3 protein-coding genes are annotated in these 25,621 nt (G+C 49.6%); all 3 read left to right on the top strand.

The window, feature by feature from the left end:
• Positions 1 to 207 precede the first annotated feature (207 nt).
• From srfAA to srfAC, 3 genes are read left to right on the top strand one after another with little or no spacing between them, the layout of a single operon-like run.
• Positions 208 to 10,971, top strand: a complete 10,764-nt coding sequence (gene srfAA, locus ACQVGS_RS20155; protein ID WP_491830487.1) for a surfactin non-ribosomal peptide synthetase SrfAA — start codon at positions 208 to 210, stop codon at positions 10,969 to 10,971.
• A gap of 12 nt (positions 10,972 to 10,983) precedes the next feature.
• The gene (gene srfAB, locus ACQVGS_RS20150; RefSeq protein WP_433961296.1) at positions 10,984 to 21,738 is read left to right on the top strand and encodes a surfactin non-ribosomal peptide synthetase SrfAB; all 10,755 of its coding nucleotides are present in this window, start codon (positions 10,984 to 10,986) and stop codon (positions 21,736 to 21,738) included.
• Between the two features lie 37 nt (positions 21,739 to 21,775).
• Complete coding sequence (gene srfAC / locus ACQVGS_RS20145) at positions 21,776 to 25,603, top strand: surfactin non-ribosomal peptide synthetase SrfAC (protein WP_263463663.1); 3,828 nt, start codon at positions 21,776 to 21,778, stop codon at positions 25,601 to 25,603.
• Positions 25,604 to 25,621: the final 18 nt, after the last annotated feature.

Here is a 25,621-nt window from a genome sequence, read left to right as displayed (position 1 = left end):
CCTGTGCCTGACACCGCAATCAATGCTTACGGCTGGCTATTTTTAGGTCGCTTTGTGTTTTTTGTTTAGATGCAACGCTTTTGAGAAGTAGTACTTTTGGCTTTTTGAGCAGTTAGTTCATTAGATTCAAAAGCTGTCAAAGGATACGAAATAGAAATAATCCTGCACATGTTACAGATTATTGAAGATTAGGGGAGGTAAGATAATATGGAAATAACTTTTTATCCTTTAACGGATGCTCAAAAACGAATTTGGTATACAGAAAAATTTTATCCTCATACGAGTATTTCAAATCTTGCGGGGATTGGTAAGCTGGTTTCAACTGAAAAAATTGACTGGAAGCTTGTGGAGCAAGCGATTCAAGAGTTTGTCCGCAGAAATGACGCAATGCGCCTTCGTTTGCGTCTCGATGAAAATGGAGAGCCCGTTCAATATATAAGCGAGTATCGGCCTGTTGATATAAAACATACTGACACCACCGGAGATCCGAATGCGATAGAATCTATTTCACAATGGGGCCGGGAGGAAACGAAAAAACCTCTGCCTCTGTACGATTGTGATTTATTCCGTTTTTCCCTGTTTACCATCAAAGAAAATGAAGTATGGTTTTATGCAAATGTTCATCATGTGATTTCTGACGGGATCTCCATGAACATCCTCGGAAACGCCATTATGCACATTTACTTGGAATTAGCAGGCGGATCAGAAACAAAAAAAGGAATCTCGCATTCATTTATCGATCATGTTTTGTCTGAACAGGACTATGCTCAATCGAAGCGGTTTGAAAAAGATAAAGCGTTCTGGAACAAGCAATTCGAAAAGGTGCCTGAACTCGTTTCCCTGAAACGGAATGCCCCTGCAGGCGGAAGTTTAGATGCTGAGAGATTCTCTCAAGATGTGCCTGAGGCGCTGCATCAGCAAATTTTATCCTTTTGTGAGGAGCACAAGGTCAGCGTTTTATCGGTATTTCAATCGGTGCTTGCCGCCTATTTGTACAGAGTCAGCGGCCAGAATGATGTGGTTACAGGAACATTTATGGGCAACCGGACAAATGCGAAAGAGAAGCAGATGCTCGGCATGTTTGTTTCTACGGTTCCGCTTCGGGCAAACATTGACGGCGGACAGGCGTTTTTTGATTTTGTTAAAGACCGGATGAAGGATTTAATGAAAACTCTTCGCCATCAAAAGTACCCGTATAATCTTCTCATCAATGATCTTCGTGAAACAAAAAGCTCTGTGACAAAGCTGTTTACCGTTTCTCTTGAGTATCAGGTGATGCAGTGGCAGAAAGAAGAAAATCTTGCCTTTTTGACTGAGCCTATTTTCAGCGGAAGCGGATTAAATGATGTTTCGATTCATGTGAAGGATCGATGGGATACTGGGAAACTTACAATTGACTTTGACTACCGTACTGATTTAATGACGCGCGAAGAAATCAAAATTGTTTGTGAACGCATGATGACATTGCTTAAGAACGCACTTACGCACCCGAATCATACGATTGATGAATTGACGCTGATTTCTGAGGCGGAGAAAGAGCGGCTGCTATTGCGGGCTGGCGGTGAACCGGTCAATTACCGCAAGAACATGACGATTCCGGCGCTGTTTCAAGAAAAGGCTGAATCGCTTGCTGATCAGCCTGCGGTTGTGTTTGAAAATCGAGCATTGTCCTATCGAACGTTACATGAACAATCATCACGCATTGCCAGTGTGCTGAAAGATAAGGGTGTCCGTGCAGACAGCCCGGTTGCCGTTTTGCTCGGACGTTCTGAACGAATGATCACGGCCATTATGGGGATTTTAAAAGCCGGCGGAGCCTATGTGCCGATTGACCCCGAGTTTCCGGCAGAGCGCATCCAATTTATTTTGGAGGACTGCGGTGCGGATTTCGTCTTGACTGAATCGAAGGTTGCGTCTCCAAGTGCATCTGCTGAGCTTATTGACTTTGATCAGGCGATTGCAGGCGGTACAGATGCTATTTCGGATGTCAATCTGAACGCTGGTGATCTTGCCTACATTATTTATACGTCGGGAACAACCGGACGTCCAAAAGGAGTGATGATCGAGCATCGCCAGGTTCATCATTTGGTTGAATCTCTGCAGCAGACCATTTATCAGAGTGAGAGTCAGACCCTGCGGATGGCATTGCTTGCGCCGTTCCACTTTGATGCGTCAGTGAAACAGATTTTCGCGTCGCTCCTTTTGGGACAGACCCTTTATATTGTACCGAAGAACACGGTGACGAATGGCGCTGCTCTTGCTGAGTATTACCGCAGATACGGGATTGAGGCGACGGACGGAACACCGGCCCATCTGCAAATGCTGATTGCTGCGGGAGATTTGACTGGTCTTAAGCTCAAACACTTACTGATTGGCGGGGAAGGTCTTTCTTCTGTTGTGGCGGACAAGCTTCTGACATTGTTCAAAGAAGCGGGTGCCGTTCCTCGTTTGACCAATGTGTACGGGCCGACTGAAACGTGTGTGGATGCTTCCGTTCATCCGGTCCACCCGGACAGTTCAGTTCAATCAGCGTATGTGCCAATCGGTAAAGCACTTGGGAATAACCGCTTGTATATTTTGGATCCAAAAGGCCGTCTGCAGCCGGAAGGCGTGGCGGGCGAGCTTTATATCGCGGGTGACGGTGTAGGACGAGGCTACTTAAACCTTCCGGAATTGACAGCTGAGAAATTTTCACAAGACCCGTTTGTGCCCGGTGACAGCATGTATCGTACCGGAGATGTGGTGCGCTGGCTTCCAGATGGAACGATCGAATATTTAGGAAGAGAAGATGATCAGGTCAAAGTTCGCGGATACCGCATTGAGCTTGGAGAAATTGAAGCCGTGCTTCAGCAGGCGCCTGATGTTGCCAAAGCTGTCGTCTTGGCGAGGCCTGACGACCAAGGGAATCTTGAGGTTTGTGCGTATGTTGTGCAAAAGGGGGGAAGCGAATTTGCTCCAGCACGTTTGCGGGAACACGCGGCAAAACAGCTTCCTGACTATATGGTGCCGGCTTACATCACAGAAATCACAGAAATCCCGCTCACACCAAGCGGTAAAGTTGACCGCCGCAAGCTGTTTGCGCTTGAGGTAAAAGCGGTAAGCGGAACAGCTTATACCGCACCTCGAAACGAAATGGAAAAAGCAATCGCTGAGATTTGGCAGGATGTGCTGAACGTTGAGAAAGCCGGGGTCTTTGACAATTTCTTTGAAACGGGCGGTCATTCATTGAAGGCCATGACGCTTTTAACAAAGATTCATAAGGAGACGGGCGCTGACATCCCGCTGCAATATGTGTTTGAGCATCCGACCATCGCCGCTCTTGCTGAGGCGGCCGAGTGTAAAGAAGGCAGGACGTTTGCGGCAATTGAGCCAGCTGAAAAACAGGAACATTACCCGCTTTCTTTGGCGCAGCAGCGGACGTATATTGTCAGCCAATTCGAAGATGCGGGAGTCGGATATAACATGCCGGCGGCAGCTATTTTAGAGGGGCCTTTAGACATTCTAAAACTGGAACGCGCATTTGACGGATTAATCAGCCGCCACGAGTCGCTGAGGACGTCATTTGTGCTTGAAGGCAGTACGCCGAGACAGCAAATTCATGACAGTGTTCAGTTCAACATCGAGATGATTGAAAGAAGCGGCCGCTCAAATGAGGAGGTTATGACTTCTTTTGTCCGCCGGTTTGACTTATCGAAAGCGCCGCTGTTGAGAATCGGATTGATGGAGCTTGAAGAAAACCGTCATATGCTTCTGTTTGATATGCACCATTTGATTTCTGACGGTGTTTCCATCGGCATTATTTTGGAGGAACTGGCACAGATTTACCGCGGTGAACAGCTTCCTGAGCTCCGTCTTCAGTATAAAGATTACGCCGTCTGGCAAAGCGCGCAGGCTGCTGAAGGATACCAGGAGGATCAGGCGTATTGGAAGGAAGCCTTTGCGGGTGAGCTTCCAGTGCTTCAGCTTCTATCCGATTATCCGAGACCGCCTGTCCAAAGCTTTGAAGGAGACCGGGTTTCCATCAAGCTGGATGCGGAGTTAAAGAATCGCCTGTATCGTTTAGCTGAAAAAAATGGAGCCACACTTTATATGGTCATGCTGTCAGCCTACTATACGCTCCTGTCTAAATATACCGGGCAGGATGACATCATTGTCGGCACTCCTTCAGCGGGCAGACATCATTCTGATACAGAGGGCATTGTCGGCATGTTCGTCAATACGCTCGCGATTCGCAGCGAGGTGAAGCAGGATGAGACCTTTAACAGCCTGCTCACACGTGTGCGCCAGCAGGTCCTGAATGCTTTTTCTCATCAGGATTATCCATTTGAATGGCTTGTTGAAGACCTGAATATACCGCGTGATATCAGCAGGCATCCATTGTTTGACACGATGTTCAGTCTCCAAAACGCAACGGCGGGCATTCCGGCTGTCGGTGATTTGACATTGTCGATTCATGAGACCAATTTCAACATTGCCAAATTTGATGTAACGGTTCAGGCAAGAGAAACGGACCAAGGCATTGATCTTGATTTAGACTACAGCACCAAACTGTTTAAACGAAGCACGGCAGACAGGCTGCTCACGCATTTTGCGCGGTTGCTTGAAGATGTAGCGGCTGAGCCTGAGAAACAGATTTCTGAATACAATCTTCTATCTAAAGAGGAAGCCGCTTCACAAGTTCAGCAGTTTAACCCGGAAAGAACGCCTTATCCGAAAGACAAAACGATTGTTCAGCTGTTTGAGGAGCAGGCTGCCAAAACGCCGGATCGTCCGGCACTTCAATATGAAGGACAATCGCTCACATATCGTGAGCTGAATGAACGGGCCAACCGTTTAGCGCGCGGCATTCTTTCAATGGGAGCAGGCGAAAGCAGGACAGCGGCCGTCCTATGTGAACGGTCAATGGATATGATTGTGTCAATCCTGGCGGTATTAAAATCCGGTTCGGCTTATGTACCGATTGATCCGGAACACCCGATTCAGCGGATGCAGCATTTCTTCCAAGACAGCGGAGCGAAAGTGCTTCTCACCCAGAAGAAATTAAAGGCGTTAGCGGAAAAAGCGGAATTCGAAGGCGTCATCGCGCTCGCTGATGAGGATGATAGCTATCACGACGATGCGCAAAACCTCGCTCTGCCGTTTGATTCGGCGGCTATGGCCAACCTGACGTATACATCCGGAACGACAGGAACGCCAAAGGGGAATATCGTGACACATGCCAATATTATGCGCACGGTTAAGCAGACGAATTATCTCAGCATTACGGAACAGGATACGATACTCGGCCTCTCAAACTATGTATTTGACGCATTTATGTTTGATGTGTTCGGTTCTCTTTTAAACGGCGCGAAGCTTGTCATCGTTCCGAAAGAAACAGTTCTGGACATGGCTCGTCTTTCTCGTGTCATTGAGCGGGAGAACATCAGCATTCTCATGATCACGACAGCTCTGTTCCACCTTCTTGTGGACTTGAATCCGACATGCTTGTCGACTTTGCGCAAGATTATGTTTGGAGGAGAACGGGCTTCTGTAGATCATGTGAAAAAAGCGCTGCAGACCGTTGGAAAAGGCAAGCTGCTTCACATGTACGGCCCATCTGAAAGCACGGTTTTCGCGACGTATCATCCGGTTGATGAATTGGATGAGCACACGATGTCCGTTCCGATTGGAAAACCGGTCAGCAATACGGAAGTATACATTCTTGACCGCGCGGGACATGTTCAGCCTGCCGGCATCGCCGGAGAACTGTGTGTCAGCGGGGAGGGCCTCGTGAAAGGCTATTACAACCGACCTGAACTGACTGAGGAGAAATTTGTGCCGCATCCGTTTAAAAAAGGCGAACGCATGTATAAAACAGGTGACTTGGCAAGATGGCTGCCGAATGGCGATATCGAATTTATCGGAAGGATCGACCACCAGGTGAAAATCCGAGGACAGCGCATTGAGCTCGGAGAAATTGAGCACCAGCTGCAAAGCCACGATCGTGTGCAGGAGAGCGTTGTGCTTGCCGTCGATCAAGGTGCGGGAGACAAACTGCTTTGCGCGTATTTTGTCGGACAGGGTGAAATTACAGCGCAAGAGCTGAGAGAGCATACGGCAAAGGATCTGCCGGCTTACATGATTCCTGCGGTATTTATCCAAATGGATGAGCTGCCTCTGACCGGAAACGGAAAAATCGACCGTCGGGCGCTTCCGCTTCCTGACGCCAACATCTCAAATGGTGTTTCATATGTTGCGCCGCGCAATGAAATAGAACAAAAAGTGGCAGACATTTGGGCACAGGTGCTTCAGGTTGAACAGATCGGCATCTATGACCAATTCTTTGATATCGGCGGACACTCGTTAGCGGGCATGAAGATGCTTGCCTTGATTCATCAGGAACTGGGCGCCGAGCTTTCTCTGAAGGATCTTTTCCAATCACCGACCGTTGAAAGCTTAGCGCAGGCTATTGCCGCCGCTGAAAAAGGAACAGCGATCAGTATCAGACCGGCAAAGAAACAAGAGACTTATCCTGTTTCTTCTCCGCAAAAACGGATGTACGTGCTTCAGCAGCTTGAAGGAGCGGACACAAGCTACAACATGCCATCGGTTCTGCGCCTGAAGGGTCATTTGGATGCTGAAAGGCTCAAATGCGTAATGAATCAGTTAATGGAGCGCCATGAAGCCTTCAGAACAACCTTTGAAATAAAAGACGGAGAAACGGTGCAGCGAATCTGGGATGAAGCAGCGTTTGATATGGCATATTTCGAAGCTCCAGAAGAAGAGACCGAGCGGCTCGTTTCTGAGTTTATCCGTCCGTTCACACTTGACCGGCTGCCGCTGTTCAGAATGGGGCTGATCAAGCTTTCAGAAACTGAGCATCTGCTGCTGTTTGATATGCACCATATTATTTCTGACGGAGCGTCTGTCGGCGTGCTGATTGATGAACTCTCGAAGCTGTACGACGGAGAAAGCCTTGAGCCGCTTCATATTCAATATAAGGATTATGCCGTGTGGCAGCAGCAGTTTATTCAGTCCGAGCTTTACCGGAAGCAAGAGGAGCATTGGCTGAAGGAGCTTGAAGGAGAGCTGCCGGTGCTGACTCTTCCAACTGATTACAGCCGTCCTGCGGTTCAAACGTTTGAGGGAGACCGGATTGCATTTTCATTAGATGCAAGAAAAGCAGATGCTCTTCGCAAGCTTGCGAAGGAAACGGATTCCACATTGTATATGGTTCTTCTGGCATCTTACAGTGCGTTTTTATCAAAATTGAGCGGGCAAAACGATATCATTGTTGGCTCGCCGGTAGCCGGACGCTCTCAAGCAGACATCAGCCGCGTCATCGGCATGTTTGTCAATACGCTGGCGCTGCGCACGTATCCGAAGGGCGATAAGACGTTTGCGGATTATCTTGGCGAAGTGAAAGAAACAGCACTTAGCGCATTTGAAGCGCAGGATTACCCGCTTGAGGAACTGATCGGAAAAGTTCAGGTTCACCGTGACACAAGCAGAAACCCTTTATTTGACGCAGTATTTTCTATGCAAAATGCGAACATTAAAGATTTAACGATGAAAGGGGTCGAGCTTGAACCGCATCCGTTTGAGCGGAAAACGGCCAAGTTTGATATCACGCTGACAGCTGACGAAACCGGCGAAGGGCTCACATTTGTTCTTGAATACAATACGGCGCTGTTTACAACGGAAACGATTGAACGATGGAAGCAATACTGGATTCAGCTTTTAGGAGCAGTAACAGAAAATCCAAACCAGCCGCTTTCCAGCCTGTCACTCGTCAACGAAACAGAAAAACAAACACTTTTGGAGGCATGGAAAGGAAAAACACTGCCTGTGCCGACAGACAAAACGGTTCATCAGCTGTTTGAAGAAACGGCTCAGCGCCACAAAGACCAACCGGCTGTTACGTATAACGGGCAGTCATGGACGTACGGTGAGCTGAATGCGAAGGCGAACCGTCTGGCGCGGATTTTGATTGACTGCGGCATTAGCGCGGATGAGCGCGTCGGCATTCTCACAAAGCCGTCGCTTGAAATGTCAGCTGCGGTGCTCGGTGTCCTGAAGGCAGGAGCGGCATTTGTGCCGATTGACCCTGACTATCCGGATCAGCGGATTGAATATATCCTACAGGACAGCGGCGCAACGCTTCTCTTGAAACAGGAAGGTATCTCAGTGCCGGACAGCTACACGGGAGAGGTCATTCTTCTTGACGGCAACCGCACAATCCTGAGTCTGCCGCTTGATGAAAACGATGAGGAAAATCCGCAGACCGACACAACCGCGGATCACCTTGCTTATATGATTTACACGTCAGGAACGACCGGACAGCCGAAGGGTGTTATGATCGAGCATCATGCGCTTGTGAATCTGTGCTTCTGGCACCATGACGCGTTCGGCATGACGGCGGAGGACCGCAGTGCGAAGTACGCGGGCTTCGGGTTCGACGCTTCCATTTGGGAGATGTTCCCGACCTGGACGATCGGCGCCGAGCTTCATGTCATTGATGAAGCGATCCGCCTTGATATCACCCGCCTGAATGACTATTTCGAAACGCACAACGTCACAATCACCTTCCTGCCGACACAGCTGGCGGAACAGTTCATGGAGCTAGAGAACACGTCACTCCGCGTGCTCTTGACCGGAGGGGACAAGCTGAAGCGTGCGGTCAAACAGCCGTACAAACTCATCAACAACTACGGGCCAACCGAAAACACCGTCGTTGCGACGAGCACAGAAATCAATCCGGAGGAAGGCTCGCTTTCCATCGGGCGCGCGATCGCCAATACGAGAGTGTACATTCTCAGCGAAAGCCATCAGGTTCAGCCGGAGGGTGTGGCCGGAGAGCTTTGTGTGGCGGGACGCGGACTGGCGCGCGGCTATCTGAACAGGGAAGACGAAACCGCGAAGCGGTTTGTCCCCGATCCGTTCGTGCCGGGTGAACGCATGTACAAAACAGGCGATTTGGTGAAATGGACGAACGGCGGCATTGAATACATCGGCCGTATCGACCAGCAGGTCAAAGTCCGCGGCTACCGAATCGAGCTGTCAGAAATTGAAGTGCAGCTGGCCCAGCTTTCTGAGGTGCAGGACGCGGCAGTGACAGCTGTAAAAGATAAAGGCGGCAATACAGCGATCGCGGCGTATGTCACACCGGAAACAGCTGACATAGAAGCGCTGAAATCAGCACTGAAGGAAACCCTGCCGGACTATATGATCCCGGCGTTCTGGGTGACATTAAACGAGCTTCCGGTTACCGCAAACGGAAAAGTAGACCGCAAAGCACTGCCGGAGCCGGACATCGAAGCAGGAAGCGGAGAATACAAAGCGCCGTCCACTGACATGGAAGAGCTGCTTGCCGGCATTTGGCAGGGCGTGCTCGGTATTTCTGAAGTGGGTGTCAGCGACAATTTCTTCTCGCTCGGCGGAGATTCCATTAAAGGCATCCAGATGGCGAGCCGCTTGAACCAGCACGGCTGGAAGCTGGAAATGAAGGATCTCTTCCAGCACCCGACGATTGAAGAACTGACACAATATGTGGAGCGTGCCGAAGGCAAACAGGCAGACCAAGGCCCGGTGGAGGGCGAAGTTATCCTGACGCCGATTCAGCGCTGGTTCTTTGAAAAGAATTTCACGAACAAACACCATTGGAATCAGTCGGTCATGCTTCATTCTGCGAAGGGCTTCGATCCTGAACGGGTTGAAAAGACATTGCAGGCACTGATTGAGCATCATGACACGCTGCGCATGGTCTACCGCGAGGAACAAGGGGAGATCGTTCAGTTTAATAAAGGGCTTGATGCTGTGTCTGTCCACTTGGAGATCGCCAAGCTTGAGGGGCAGGCTATAGATCATGAAGACCGCATAGAGAGAGAAGCGGAGCGTCTGCAAAGCAGCATCGATTTGAATGAAGGCGGCTTGTTAAAAGCAGGCTTGTTCCAAGCAGAAGACGGAGATCACTTGCTGCTTGTGATTCACCACTTAGTGGTTGACGGTATATCGTGGCGGATTTTACTGGAGGATTTCGCCGCGGTTTATACACAGCTGGAGCAAGGGAACGAGCCGGTTCTTCCGCAGAAAACCCATTCGTTTGCGGAGTATGCGGAGAGATTACAAGACTTCGCAAATTCTAAGGCCTTTTTGAAAGAAAAAGAGTATTGGAAACAGCTTGAAGAACAGACTGTCCCGGTGAAGCTTCCGAAGGATCGCGAATCTAGTGATCAGCGAATGAAACATACAAAGACAATCGAATTTTCGCTGACTGCTGAAGAGACAGAACAGCTTACCACCAAGGTGCATGAGGCTTATCACACAGAAATGAATGATATTTTGCTGACGGCATTCGGATTGGCGATGAAGGAGTGGACAGGTCAGGAGCAAGTGAGTGTTCATTTAGAGGGGCATGGACGTGAAGATATAGTAGAAGGCCTGACCATTTCCCGGACAGTCGGCTGGTTTACGAGTATGTTCCCGATGGTGCTGGATATGAAGCACGCGGATGATCTGGCTTATCAGCTGAAGCAAATGAAAGAAGACATCAGACATATCCCGAATAAGGGAGTGGGCTACGGAATTTTGCGCTATTTGACGGCGCCGGAGCATAAAGAAGATGTGGCGTTCTCCATTCAGCCGGATGTCAGCTTTAACTATTTAGGTCAGTTCGATGAAATGTCGGATGCAGGTTTATTCACGAGATCAGAGCTGCCGTCAGGACAGTCATTAAGTCCGGAAACGGAAAAACCGAACGCGCTTGATGTTGTCGGATATATTGAAAACGGAAAACTGACGATGTCACTGGCCTATCACTCTCTCGAATTTCATGAAAAAACGATACAGACATTCAGTGACAGCTTTAAGGCCCATCTTCTTAGAATCATTGAACATTGCCTATCTCAAGATGGCACGGAACTGACGCCGAGTGACCTTGGCGACGACGATTTGACGCTGGATGAGCTTGATAAATTAATGGAAATTTTTTAATAGAGGTGGCATATGAGCAAAAAATCGATTCAAAAGGTGTATGCACTTACACCGATGCAGGAAGGAATGCTGTATCATGCGATGCTTGATCCGCATTCTTCCTCTTACTTCACACAATTAGAGCTTGGCATTCAAGGTGTTTTTGATCTAGAAATCTTTGAGAAAAGCGTCAATGAACTGATCCGGTCATACGATATTCTCCGTACGGTATTTGTGCACCAGCAGCTGCAAAAGCCGCGTCAGGTTGTGTTAGCGGAACGCAAGACAAAGGTGCACTATGAAGATATCAGTCATGCAGACGAGGATCGCCAGAAAGACCACATCGAGCGTTACAAACAAGACGTTCAGCGCCAAGGCTTTAACCTGGCCAAAGACATTTTGTTTAAGGTGGCAGTTTTCCGCCTTGATGCAGATCAGCTGTATCTTGTCTGGAGCAATCACCATATTATGATGGACGGCTGGAGCATGGGCGTGCTGATGAAAAGCCTGTTCCAAAACTACGAAGCGCTCAGAGCAGGCCGCACACCTGCAAACGGGCAGGGTAAGCCATATTCCGACTATATTAAGTGGCTTGGAAAACAGGATAATGAAGAAGCGGAAGACTACTGGAGCGAACGCTTGGCGGATTTTGAACAGCCAAGCGTGCTCCCGGGCCGCTTGCCCGAGAAAAAAGAAGAGTATGTGAACAGAGAATACTCATTTACATGGGATGAGGAACTGGTTGCACGCATTCAGCAAACGGCGAACCGCCATCAAGTGACGGGGCCTAACCTGTTTCAGGCGATCTGGGGAATCGTCCTCAGCAAATATAACTTTACAAATGATGTGGTCTTCGGCACGGTCGTATCGGGACGGCCGTCTGAAATCAACGGAATTGAAACAATGGCGGGGCTCTTTATCAATACCATTCCGGTGCGTGTAAAGGTTGATCAGCAGTCTACATTCGCTGATATTTTTACAGACGTTCAGCAGCATGCGGTGGAGGCGGAGCGCTACGATTACGTGCCGCTTTACGAGATTCAAAAACGTTCAGCCTTGGACAGCAGTCTTTTGAACCATCTTGTCGCTTTTGAAAATTATCCGCTTGATCAAGAGCTTGAAAACGGCAGCATGGAAGACAGGCTCGGGTTCTCTATCAAGGTTAAGAGCGCATTTGAACAAACAAGCTTTGATTTCAACCTCATTGTTTACCCGGGTAAAACCTGGACCGTCAAAATCAAATATAACAGCGCTGCATTTGATTCTGCTTTTATTGAACGGACAGCAGGACATCTCACCCGCATGATGACAGCCGCTGTTGAGCGGCCGGACGCCTTTGTGCGTGAGCACGGGCTTGTGGGAGAAGAAGAGCAGCGGCAAATTGTGGAGACCTTTAACAGCACTTCATCAGAACTCCCTGAAGGAATGGCTGTTCATCAAGTATTTGAAGAACAAGCAAAGCGGACACCGGCAAGTACTGCCCTCGTATGTGAAGGAGCCGAGCTGACATACCGCGAGCTGAACGAAGCGGCGAACCGCCTGGCGAGAAAGCTCATTGGGCAAGGTCTGCAAAAGGGTGAAACAGCAGCCATTATGAATGACCGTTCGGCAGACACTGTTGCCGCCATGCTGGCTGTTTTAAAAGCAGGCGCCGCATATGTGCCGCTTGATCCCGCACTTCCGGAGTATCGGCTCCGTTTCATGGCGGAGGACAGCTCGATTCGGATCGCTTTAGCTGGAGAGGCATATACAAAACAGGCAAATCAGCTGCAAGTACCGGTTCTCCCGCTGGAAGGCGTCTTTGAAGGGAATGAAACGGCAGACAATCTGAATCTGCCCGCGGATCCGTCTGACCTGGCTTACATCATGTACACGTCAGGTTCGACCGGAAAACCGAAAGGCGTCATGATCGAACATAAAAGCATTCTGCGTCTCGTTAAAAATGCAGGATACGTTCCTGTTCATGAAGAAGACCGCATGGCGCAAACGGGAGCTGTCAGCTTTGATGCCGGTACATTTGAGGTATTTGGCGCGCTGCTGAACGGCGCTGCGCTTTATCCGGTGAAAAAAGAGACACTGCTTGACGCGACACGGTTTTCAGCGTTCCTCCGTGAGCAGAGAATTACGACGATGTGGCTGACCTCGCCATTATTCAACCAGCTGGCTGCAAAGGATGCCGGCATGTTCGGCACACTGCGCCATTTAATCATCGGCGGAGACGCGCTCGTGCCGCATATTGTAAGTAAAGTGAAACAGGCATCGCCGTCGCTTTCTCTGTGGAACGGGTACGGCCCGACAGAAAATACGACATTTTCTACAAGCTTTCTGATTGATCGCGAGTACAGCGGTTCAATTCCAATCGGGAAGCCAATCGGAAATTCCACTGCATACATCATGGATGAGCAGCAGCGCCTGCAGCCCATCGGCGCGCCCGGTGAACTGTGTGTCGGGGGAAGCGGCGTGGCACGGGGCTACGTCAACCTCCCAGAGCTGACGAAGAAGCAATTTCTCGAAGATCCATTCAGACCGGGTGAAAAAATGTATCGAACTGGCGACTTGGCGAGATGGCTTCCGGACGGGAATATCGAGTTTTTAGGAAGAATTGATAACCAGGTGAAGGTGCGCGGGTTCCGGATTGAGCTTGGGGAGATCGAAACCAAATTGAACATGGCCGAACATGTGACAGAGGCTGCCGTGATCATTCGCAAAAACAAAGCGGATGAAAATGAAATCTGCGCGTACTTTACAGCGGATCGCGAAGTGTCTGTGAGCGGGCTGAGAAAAACGCTGTCTCAATCATTGCCTGACTATATGGTTCCTGCCCATTTGATCCAGATGGACAGCCTGCCGCTCACGCCAAACGGAAAAATCAATAAAAAAGAACTGCCTGCGCCTCAATCAGACGCTGTGCAGTCTGAATATGCAGCACCCAAAACAGAGAGTGAAAAGAAATTAGCGAAGATTTGGGAAGGGATACTCGGCGTTAAAGCAGGCGTTACAGATAACTTCTTTATGATCGGCGGACATTCTCTGAAAGCCATGATGATGACTGCGAAAATTCAAGAGCATTTCCACAAGGAAGTACCGATTAAAGTGCTTTTTGAAAAGCCGACCATTCAAGAACTGGCACTGTATTTGGAAGAGAGCGAAAGCAAGGAGGAGCAGACGTTTGAACCGATCAGGCAAGCACCTTATCAGCAGCATTATCCTGTTTCCCCGGCCCAGCGGAGAATGTACATCCTCAATCAGCTTGGACAAGCAAGCACAAGCTACAACGTCCCTGCTGTACTTTTGCTGGAGGGAGAAGTAAACAAAGACCGGCTTGAACATGCGATTCAGCAATTAATCAGCCGGCACGAAATTCTCCGTACGTCGTTTGACATGATAGACGGAGAAGTCGTACAGACCGTTCATAAAAACATATCGTTCCAGCTGGAGGCTGCCAAGGGACGGGAAGAAGACGCGGAAGAGCTGATCAAATCGTTTATTCAGCCGTTTGAGTTAAACCGCGCGCCGCTCGTCCGTTCGAAGCTTATCCAGCTTGAAGAAGAACGCCATCTGCTGCTCATTGATATGCACCATATCATTACAGACGGCAGCTCGACAGGCATTCTCATCGGCGATCTCGCCAAAATCTATCAAGGCGCAGATCTGGAGCTCCCGCAGATTCACTATAAAGATTACGCTGTCTGGCAAAAAGAACATGCGGATCATCAAAAGGATGAAGCATACTGGCTGGATACGTTTAAAGGCGAGCTGCCGGTTCTTGATCTTCCGGCGGATTTCCCGCGGCCTGCAGAACGGAGCTTTTCCGGGGAGCGCGTCATGTTCGGGCTGGATAAACAAATCACAGCTCAAATCAAATCGCTGCTGTCAGAAACAGACACAACAATGTACATGTTCCTTTTAGCCGCATTTCATGTACTGCTCTCTAAGTACGCGTCACAGGATGACATCATCGTCGGCTCACCGACTGCGGGCAGAACGCATCCTGATCTGCAAGGTGTGCCGGGTATGTTTGTCAACACGGTGGCATTACGGACAGCGCCTGCGGGGGATAAAACCTTTGCACAATTCCTAGACGAAGTCAAAACGGTCAGTCTGCAAGCATTCGAGCACCAAAGCTATCCGCTTGAGGAACTGATTGAAAAACTGCCGCTCACAAGGGACACAAGCCGAAGCCCGCTGTTCAGCGTCATGTTCAACATGCAGAACATGGAGATTCCTTCTTTGAAATTAGGAGATTTGAAGATTTCTTCCTATTCCATGCTTCATCACGTGGCGAAATTTGATCTGTCCTTGGAAGCTGTCGAACGGGAAGAAGAAATCAGTTTAAGCTTTGACTACGCAACTGCCTTGTTTAAAGACGAGACGATCCGCCGCTGGAGCAGCCACTTCGTCAATTTGATCAAAGCAGCTGCGGTTAATCCGAACGTACGGCTGTCTGATTTGGAGATTCTTTCACCAGTTGAAACGGCAGCTTTGCTTGAAGAGAAAAAACAAACCACTCATTCTGGCAATGACACGTTTGCGTCACTTTTCGAAAAACAGGTGCAGCAAACACCTGATCATCCGGCTGTGATTTCTGGCGGAAACCAGCTGAGCTATCGTGAACTCGATGAACAGGCGAACCAGCTGGCGCATCATTTGCGCGCGCACGGGGCAGGAAGTGAAGACATCGTAGCCGTCGTCATGGATCGTTCAGCTGACCTAATGACAGCTGTTCTTGGTGTCATGAAGGCGGGAGCAGCTTTCCTTCCGATTGATCCAGATACGCCTGAGGAACGAATCCGCTATTCATTAGAAGACAGCGGTGCGAGATTTACAGTCGTGAATGAAAGAAATATGACTGCCATAGGGCAATATCAAGGAACCGTCATCAACATCGATCAAGCGGATTGGCGGAACGAAAGCAAGGAGCGTCCGGAACCGATTTCTGGGCCTAAGAATCTTGCATATATCATTTACACATCCGGCACGACCGGGAAGCCGAAGGGTGTGCAGATTGAGCATCGCAATCTGACAAACTATGTTTCTTGGTTTAGCAAAGAGGCAGGGCTGGCTGAAACGGATAAGTCTGTCTTGCTTTCGTCTTACGCATTCGACTTGGGGTATACAAGCATTTTCCCTGTGCTTCAAGCAGGCGGTGAGCTTCACATTGTGCCGAAAGAAACATATACGGCGCCCGATCAGATTGGCCGTTATATCAAGGAGCACGGCATCACGTATATCAAGCTGACACCGTCCCTGTTCCATACGATGGTGAACACAGCCAGCTTTACAAAGGAGCCGCACTTTGAATCCCTGCGCTTGATTGTGTTGGGAGGAGAAAAGATCATTCCGGCTGATGTTTTAGCTTTCAGCAAGGTATATCAGCATACCGAATTTATCAATCACTACGGTCCGACCGAAGCAACGATCGGCGCCATTGCCGGACGGGTTGACCTGAGTGAACCTGACACATTCGCGAAACGGCCGACAATCGGACGGCCGATTGCCAATACCGGCGCACTTGTCTTAAATGAATCATTGAAGCTTGTGCCTTCGGGAGCAAGCGGCCAGCTATATATCACGGGGCAGGGGCTTGCCAGAGGATATCTCAGCCGTCCTCAGCTCACATCCGAGAAATTTGTGGAAAACCCGTATGCGCCGGGCAGCCTGATGTACAAGACCGGAGATGTCGTCCGGAGACTGGCTGACGGCACGATTGAATTTATCGGCCGGGCTGATGATCAGGTGAAAATCCGCGGCTACCGCATAGAGCCGAAAGAAATTGAAACGATCATGCTCAGCCTCAGCGAAGTTCAGGAAGCGGTTGTGCTTGCGGTTTCTGAGGGCGGGCTTCAGGAGCTTTGCGCGTATTATACGTCGGATCAAGCCATTGAAAAAGCAGAGCTCCGGAAACAGCTTTCACAAATACTGCCGTCTCATATGATCCCTGCCTTCTTTGTGCAGGTGGACGCTATCCCGCTCACGGCAAATGGGAAAACCGACAGAAACGCATTGCCGAAGCCGAACGCAGCGCAATCCGGATATGAAGCGTCAGCTGCTCCGGAAACAGCGCTTGAAGAAAGCCTTTGCCGCATCTGGCAGAAAACACTCGGCATTGAAGCGATCGGAATCGATGACAACTTCTTCGATTTAGGCGGCCATTCACTAAAAGGAATGATGCTCATCGCCAATATACAGGCAGAATTGGAGAAAACCGTGCCGCTTAAAGCGCTGTTCGAGCAACCGACTGTACGCCAGCTGGCGGCTTATATGGAGGAATCGGCAGCATCAGGCGGCTATCACATGCTGAAGCCTGCTGACAAACAGGATGTGTATCCATTGTCATCCGCGCAGAAACGGATGTACGTGCTCAATCAGCTTGACCGGCAGACGATCAGCTATAATATGCCATCGGTTCTTCTTATGGAAGGCGAGCTTCATATTTCGCGCCTGCGGGAATCACTCAACCAGCTCGTAAACCGTCATGAATCATTGCGCACGTCATTTACGGAAGCAGACGGAGAGCCTGTCCAGCGCATTGTTGAGGAGGCTTCAATTGATCTTCACGTGTTTGATGCAGAAGAGGGCGAGGCGGAACAGAAGATTAAAGAATTTATCCGGCCATTCGACTTAAGCGGCGCTCCGCTCATTCGCGCGGCATTACTCCGAATCGCAGACCAAAAACATCTGCTTCTATTGGATATGCATCATATTATCGCGGATGGTGTATCAAGAGGTATTTTTGTTAAAGAATTGGCACTGCTTTATAAAGGCGAACAGCTTCCGGAGCCGAAGCTTCATTATAAAGATTTCGCTGTTTGGCAAAATGAAGCCGGACAGAAAGAACGGATGAAGGAGCATGAGCAATACTGGCTTTCAGTTCTCTCAGGCGAACTGCCGGAGCTTGACCTTCCGCTCGATTACACCCGACCGCCTGTTCAAAGCTTTGAAGGGGATACCGTCCGTTTCCGTACGGAAAGCGGAACGGCAAAGGCGATTGAGAAACTGCTAGCAGAAACGGGAACGACTTTGCATATGGTGCTTCACACCGTCTTCCATGTCTTTTTAAGCAAAATCTCCGGACAGCGGGATATCGTGATCGGCTCGGTTACAGCAGGCCGCACGAATGCCGACGTGCAAAACATGCCGGGGATGTTCGTCAATACGCTCGCACTGAGAATGGAAGCAAGGGAAGAGCAGACGTTTGCAGAGCTTCTGGAGCAAGCGAAGGAGACAAATCTGTCAGCACTTGAGCATCAGGAGTATCCGTTTGAAGACTTGGTCAACCAGTTAGACCTCCCTCGGGATATGAGCCGGAATCCTTTGTTTAACGTGATGGTTACGACAGAAAACCCTGATAAAGAACAGCTTGAGCTGCAAGATCTCACGATTTCACCTTATGAGGCACATCAAGGAACATCCAAGTTTGACCTCACATTAGGCGGTTTCGCTGACGAAAACGGCATCGGTCTGCAGCTGGAATATGCGACTGACTTATTCTCAAGAGAAACTGCTGAGCAATGGAGCGAATACGTCCTGCGATTATTGCGGGCTGTGGCGGAAAATCCAAACCAGCCGCTTTCCGGCCTGTCACTCGTCAACGAAACAGAAAAACAAACGCTTCTGGAGGCATGGAGAGGGAAAACACTGCCTGTGCCGACAGACAAAACGGTTCATCAGCTGTTTGAAGAAACGGCTCAGCGCCACAAAGACCAACCGGCTGTTACGTATAACGGGCAATCATGGACGTACGGTGAGCTGAATGCGAAGGCAAACCGTCTGGCGCGGATTCTGATTGACTGCGGCATCGGCGCGGATGAGCGCGTCGGCATTCTCACGAAGCCGTCGCTTGAAATGTCCGCTGCGGTGCTCGGTGTCCTGAAGGCAGGAGCGGCATTTGTGCCGATTGACCCTGACTATCCGGATCAGCGGATTGAATATATCCTACAGGACAGCGGCGCGACGCTTCTCTTGAAACAGGAAGGCATCACAGTGCCGGACAGCTACACGGGCGAGGTCATTCTTCTTGACGGCAACCGCACGATCCTGAGTCTGCCGCTTGATGAAAACGATGAGGAAAATCCGCAGACCGACACAACCGCGGATCACCTTGCTTATATGATTTATACGTCAGGAACAACCGGACAGCCGAAGGGTGTTATGATCGAGCACCATGCGCTTGTGAACCTGTGCTTCTGGCATCATGACGCGTTCGGCATGACGGCGGAGGACCGCAGTGCGAAGTACGCGGGCTTCGGGTTCGACGCTTCCATTTGGGAGATGTTCCCGACCTGGACGATCGGCGCCGAGCTTCATGTCATTGATGAAGCGATTCGCCTTGATATCACCCGCCTGAATGACTATTTCGAAACGCATAACGTCACAATCACGTTCCTGCCGACACAGCTGGCGGAACAGTTCATGGAGCTTGAGAACACGTCACTCCGCGTGCTTTTGACCGGAGGGGACAAGCTGAAGCGTGCGGTTAAGCAGCCGTACACGATTGTCAACAACTACGGGCCGACCGAAAACACGGTCGTTGCGACGAGCACAGAAATCAATCCGGAGGAAGGCTCGCTTTCCATCGGGCGCGCGATCGCCAATACGAGAGTGTACATTCTCAGCGAAAGCCATCAGGTTCAGCCGGAGGGCGTGGCCGGAGAGCTTTGTGTGGCGGGACGCGGACTGGCGCGCGGCTATCTGAACAGGGAAGACGAAACCGCGAAGCGGTTTGTCGCCGATCCGTTCGTCCCGGGTGAACGCATGTACAAAACAGGCGATTTGGTGAAATGGACGGGCGGCGGCATCGAATACATCGGCCGGATCGACCAGCAGGTCAAAGTCCGCGGCTACCGAATCGAGCTGTCAGAAATTGAAGTGCAGCTGGCCCAGCTTTCTGAGGTGCAGGATGCGGCAGTGACAGCTGTAAAAGATAAAGGCGGCAATACAGCGATCGCGGCGTATGTCACACCGGAAACAGCTGACATAGAAGCGCTGAAGTCGGCGCTCAAGGAAACTCTGCCAGACTACATGATCCCGGCGTTCTGGGTGACATTAAACGAGCTTCCGGTTACCGCAAACGGAAAAGTAGACCGCAAAGCACTTCCGGAGCCGGACATCGAAGCAGGAAGCGGAGAATACAAAGCACCGTCCACCGACATGGAAGAGCTGCTTGCCGGCATTTGGCAGGACGTGCTCGGTATTTCTGAAGTCGGTGTCGGCGACAATTTCTTCTCGCTCGGCGGAGATTCTATTAAAGGAATCCAGATGGCGAGCCGCTTGAACCAGCACGGCTGGAAGCTGGAAATGAAGGATCTCTTCCAGCACCCGACGATTGAAGAACTGACACAATACGTGGAGCGTGCCGAAGGCAAACAGGCAAACCAAGGCCCGGTGGAGGGCGAAGTTATCCTGACGCCGATTCAGCGCTGGTTCTTTGAAAAGAATTTCACGAACAAACACCACTGGAATCAGTCGGTCATGCTTCATTCTGCGAAGGGTTTCGATCCTGAACGGGTTGAAAAGACATTGCAGGCACTGATTGAGCATCATGACACGCTGCGCATGGTCTACCGTGAAGAAAACGGCGACATCATTCAAGCGTATAAACGGATAGACGAATGCGAGGTCAGCTTCGAAATCGTTGATCTGTACGGCTCAGATGAAGATATGCTGAAAAACCAGATTAAGGTTCTCGCTGACAGTCTGCAAAGCAGTCTCGACCTGCAAAACGGTCCGCTTCTGAAAGGGGAGCTGTACCGCACGGAAGCGGGGGATCACCTGCTCATCGCTGTACACCATCTCGTGGTCGACGGCGTATCATGGCGGATTTTACTTGAGGACTTTGCATCAGGCTACGTGCAGGCTGAGAACGAAGAGAAAATCGTCTTCCCGCAAAAAACGAACTCCTTCAAGGATTGGGCGGAAGAATTGGCGGCATTCAGCCAATCAGCACACCTTTTGCAGCAGGCTGAATATTGGGCGCAAATTGACGCTGAAGAGGTTTCTGCTGTACCGAAGGATGATGAAACAGAGGAGCGGATTGTCAAACATACATCATCCGTCATCTGCGAATTAAATGAAGAAGACACTAAACATCTCTTAACAGATGTTCATCAGCCATATGGAACCGAGATCAATGATATTCTCCTCAGTGCGCTCGGATTAACGATGAAAGAATGGACAGACGGTGTCAAAATCGGCATCAATCTTGAGGGGCACGGACGGGAAGACATCATCCCGAATGTGAACATCTCCAGAACGGTTGGCTGGTTTACGGCACAATATCCTGTTGTGCTCGACATGTCTGAAACAGATGTCTCAGCGGTCATCAAAGCAGTCAAAGAAAACCTGCGCCGCGTTCCGGATAAAGGCGTCGGATACGGCATTCTCCGCTACTTTACAGAACAAGCGGAAGCGCAAGGCTTCACACCGGAAATCAGCTTTAACTATTTAGGCCAATTCGACAGTGAAGTGAAAACGGATTTCTTTGAACCGTCCGCTTTCGATATGGGACGCCAAGTGAGCGAAGAATCAGAAGCCCTGTACGCTTTAAGCTTCAGCGGCATGATCCGAAACGGACGTTTTGTCCTTTCTTGCTCCTACAATGAGAAGGAATATGAAAGAGCAACGGTCGAAGCACAAATGGAGCGGTTTAAAGAAAATCTCCTCCTGATCATCCGCCATTGTACGGAAAAAGAGGACAAGGAATTCACACCGAGCGACTTCAGTGCGGGAGACCTTGAAATGGATGAGATGGGCGATATCTTTGACATGCTTGAGGAGAATTTGAAATAAAAACGCAAGGGAATTACAGAAGGCGGGAGCGAAACATATGAGTCAATTTAGCAAAGATCAGGTTCAAGATATGTATTACCTATCGCCGATGCAGGAGGGGATGCTGTTTCATACCATCCTTAATCCAGGCCAGAGCTTTTACCTTGAACAAATTACGATGAAAGTAAAGGGCGACTTCAATATCAAATGCCTTGAAGAAAGCATGAATGTCATCATGGACCGGTACGATGTATTTCGTACCGTGTTCATTCACGAAAAAGTAAAAAGGCCCGTTCAAGTCGTATTAAAAAAACGTCAATTTCATATAGAAGAAATGGATCTGACACGTTTATCCGAAAGTGAGCAAACGGACAAAATCAATGAATACAAAGCACAGGATAAGATCAAAGGCTTTGATTTAACGCGGGATATTCCGATGAGGGCAGCCATCTTCAAAAAAGCTGACAACAGCTTTGAATGGGTGTGGAGCTACCACCACATTATTTTGGACGGATGGTGCTTCGGCATCGTCGTGCAGGATCTGTTTAAGGTATACAACGCCCTGCGCGAACAAAAGCCGTACAGTCTGCCGCCTGTCAAACCGTATAAGGAATACATCAAGTGGCTTGAAAAGCAGGATAAACAAGCATCGCTCCGCTACTGGCGCGAGTACTTGGAAGACTTTGAAGGACAGGCGACGTTTGCGGAACAAAGAAAGAAACAAAAGGAAGGGTACGAACCGAAAGAACTTCTCTTCTCACTGCCGGAAGCGGAAACAAAAGCTTTTACAGAGCTTGCGAAATCTCAGCACACCACTTTGAGTACCGCTTTGCAGGCAGTCTGGAGCGTACTGATCAGCCGTTATCAGCGGTCTGACGATTTGGCTTTCGGTACAGTCGTTTCCGGGCGTCCCGCGGAAATCAAAGGCGTTGAACATATGGTCGGCCTGTTTATCAACGTTGTTCCAAGAAGAGTGAAATTGGCTGAAAACATGACATTCAACGGTTTGCTCAAGCAGCTTCAGGAGCAGTCACTTGAGTCAGAACCGCATCAATATGTGCCGCTTTATGACATCCAAAGCCAAGCCAACCAGCCGAAATTGATTGACCACATCATCGTGTTTGAAAATTATCCGCTTCAGGATGCAAGCAATGAAGAAAGCGGACAAAACGGATTCGATATGGAGGATGTCCATGTATTTGAGAAGTCAAATTACGATCTCAATTTGATGGCCTCCCCGGGTGAAGAAATGCTGATCAAGCTTGCCTATAATGAGAATGTGTTTGATGAAGCGTTTATGCTGCGCTTAAAATCCCAGCTTCTCACAGCGATTCAGCAGCTTATTCAGCATCCGGATCAGCCTGTCAGCACCATTGATTTCATTGACGAAAAAGAAAAAGAGTACTTGCTTAACGGCTTAAATCCGGCACCTCAAATGTGTGAGCCAAAACCTCTGACGGATTGGTTCAAGGAGGCGGTGGACGTCAATCCAAGTGCACCGGCGCTCACATTTGCAGGCCGAACGCTGTCCTATCACGAATTAGACGAGGAAACGAACCGCCTCGCACGCCGTTTGCAAAAGCAAGGGGCAGGCAAAGGCTCAGTTGTTGCATTGTACACGAAGCGCTCGCTGGAACTGGTGATTGGGATTCTCGGTGTGTTAAAAGCGGGAGCTGCTTATGTGCCGGTTGATTCTAAGCTGCCGGATGACCGAATTTCATATATGCTGACCGACAGCGGGGCGGCATGTCTGCTTACACATCAAGAGATGAAAGAGCAAGCGAGTCAGCTGCCGTTTACAGGCCAAACGCTTATCATTGATGATCCCATCCGTTTTGAAGAAGAGGCAAGCGATCCTGAAACCGCGATTGAACCAGATGATGCGGCGTATATCATGTATACATCAGGCACAACCGGAAAGCCAAAGGGAAATATCACGACGCATGCCAATATTCAAGGATTAGTAAAGCACGTTGACTACATGACGTTTTCTGAAAAAGACACGTTCTTATCTGTATCGAATTACGCTTTTGACGCATTTACCTTTGATTTCTACGCTTCCATTTTGAATGGAGCAAGGCTGATTATCGCAGATGAAAATACACTGCTTGATACAGACCGTCTCACGAGTCTCATCCGTCAAGAGAATGTCAGCGTCATGTTTGCGACCACAGCTTTATTTAATCTTCTCACAGATGCGGGAGAGGATTGGCTGAAGGGGCTTCGCTGTGTGTTATTCGGCGGGGAACGCGCGTCTGTGCCTCACGTTAGGAAAGCGCTGCGGATCATGGGGCCGGGCAAGCTGATTAACTGCTACGGTCCGACTGAGGGCACGGTGTTTGCAACGGCTCACGTCGTGCACGAGATTCCGGAGTCTATCTCCTCATTGCCGATCGGAAATCCGATCAGCAATGCGAGTATTTATATTCTCAATGAATCAAATCAGCTCCAGCCATTCGGAGCGGTCGGTGAACTATGCATCAGCGGAATGGGCGTATCAAAAGGCTATGTAAACCGTGATGAGCTGACAAAGCAGAAATTTACCGCCAACCCGTTCAAACCGGGAGAAACACTTTACCGCACCGGGGATCTCGCTCGCTGGCTGCCTGACGGTACGATTGAATACGCCGGCCGCATTGATGATCAAGTGAAAATACGGGGGCACCGGATCGAGCTGGAAGAAATCGAAAAGCAGCTGCAGGAATATCCCGGAGTAAAAGACGCGGTCGTCGTGGTGGACCGCCGCGAGTCTGGGGACGCATCAATTAACGCCTACCTTGTGAACCGGACACAGCTTTCAGCAGGAGACGTTAAGGCACACCTGAAAAAACAGCTTCCTGCTTATATGGTGCCGCAGACATTTACGTTCTTGGACGAGCTTCCTTTAACAACAAACGGAAAAGTCAATAAACGTCTGCTGCCAAAACCGGAGCAAGATCAGATATCGCAAGAATGGATTGGGCCTCGAAATGAAACGGAAGAAACAATCGCGCAAATCTGGTCCGAGATTCTCGGCAGAAAGCAAATCAGCATCCATGACGATTTCTTCGAGCTTGGCGGCCATTCCTTAAAGGCGATGACAGCCGCTTCTCGCGTCAAAAAAGAGCTCGGAATGGACCTTCCGGTGAAGCTATTGTTTGAAGCGCCGACGATTGCCGGCATTTCAGCATATCTGAAAAACGGAGGCTCAGAAGGACTTGAGGACGTTACAATCATGAATCCGGATCAGGATGACATCATTTTCGCATTCCCGCCGGTATTGGGATATGGCTTAATGTATCAGAATCTGGCCAAGCAATTGCCGTCATACAAGCTGTGCGCCTTTGACTTTATTGAAGAGGAAAACCGTCTTGACCGTTATGCCGCTCTGATCAAGGAACTTCAGCCGGAAGGTCCTGTGACACTGTTCGGTTATTCAGCAGGATGCAGCCTGGCGTTTGAAGCCGCTAAAAAACTTGAAGAGCAGGGACGCACTGTACAGCGGATTATCATGGTGGATTCCTATAAAAAACAAGGCGTCAGTGATCTGGACGGACGCACGGTCGAAAACGATGTAGAGGCGCTGATGAATGTAAATCGAGACAATGAAGCCCTCAATAGCGAAGCCGTCAAGCAGGGGCTCAAGAAAAAAACACATGCCTTCTACTCATACTATGTCAACCTGATCAGCTCGGGGCAAGTGAAAGCGGACATTGATTTGCTGACCTCTGATATTGACTTTGAAATGCCTGAATGGCTTTCGCCGTGGGAAGAGGCGACAACGGGCGCTTATCGTGTGAAAAAAGGCTTCGGTACACACGCCGAAATGCTGCAGGGCGAATGTCTTGATAGGAATGCCGGGATTTTGCGCGAATTTCTTAATAAACAAACCATAACGCTTTCTTAAGGAAGCGATGAAAGGGGG

This window comes from Bacillus sp. SD127, assembly GCF_058566445.1.
Note: the sequence above shows the minus strand (reverse complement) of the source record. Positions and strands in the feature narration are given on the sequence as shown.